This is a genomic window from Pseudomonas floridensis (assembly GCF_002087235.1).
Lineage (GTDB): Bacteria > Pseudomonadota > Gammaproteobacteria > Pseudomonadales > Pseudomonadaceae > Aquipseudomonas > Aquipseudomonas floridensis.
This window is the reverse complement of the sequence record NZ_MUIO01000160.1, coordinates 1-873: the sequence shown is the minus strand read 5'-3', so window position 1 is coordinate 873 and position 873 is coordinate 1. Positions and strand designations below refer to the sequence as shown.

The window sequence follows — 873 nt, the reverse complement described above, 5'->3', positions numbered from 1 at the left end:
CTGGCACCGATTCTGGCGCGTCGTTTCGGCAGCGAGCGCGTGGTGCTGGTGATCCTGCTGATGCTTGCGTCGGGGTTGGCCGTGCGCAGCCTGTTCGGGGAGTTCGGCCTGTTTTCAGGGAGTCTGCTGGCGGGCGCCAGCATCGGCATCATCGGCGTGCTGCTGCCGGGTATCGTCAAGCGCGATTTCCCGAAGCAGGCGGGTGCCATGACCGGCGTCTACACCATGGCGCTGTGTCTGGGCGCGGCGATTGCAGCCGGTTCGACGGTGCCGCTGAGTCATTATTTCGGTGATAGCTGGCAAATCGGCTTGGGTTTCTGGCTGATCCCGGCAGTCATCGCCGCACTGTTGTGGCTGCCGCAAGCCTGCGAAAAACACGGCACCCATCGTGATGTGTATCGCGTGCGTGGTCTGCTGCGCGACCGTCTGGCCTGGCAGGTCACGCTGTACATGGGCCTGCAGTCCTCACTGTCGTACATCGTTTTCGGCTGGCTGCCATCGATTCTGATCGGGCGGGGCATGACGCCAACCCAGGCCGGTCTGTTGCTGTCGGGTTCGATTATCGTGCAGGTCATCAGCGCCCTGAGCGCGCCTTGGCTCGCGACCCGGGGCAAGGACCAGCGTCTGGCGATCATGCTGGTCATGTCGCTGACCCTGACCGGCTTGTTCGGCTGCCTTTACGCGCCGCTCGACGGCCTTTGGGGCTGGGCGATTCTATTGGGTCTGGGGCAGGGCGGGACGTTCAGCCTTGCGCTGGCGCTGATCGTTCTGCGTTCGCGCGATTCGCATGTGGCGGCCAACCTGTCGAGCATGGCGCAGGGTTTCGGCTACACCATCGCCTCGATGGGACCGTTTGCCGTGGGTGTCGTGCAC

Annotated in this window: 1 protein-coding gene; it reads left to right on the top strand. The window is 64.1% G+C overall.

Features of this window, described 5'->3' with window-relative positions:
* Positions 1-873: MFS transporter (locus BZK31_RS27435; protein ID WP_083186345.1), on the top strand; the 873-nt coding region annotated here is incomplete at both ends.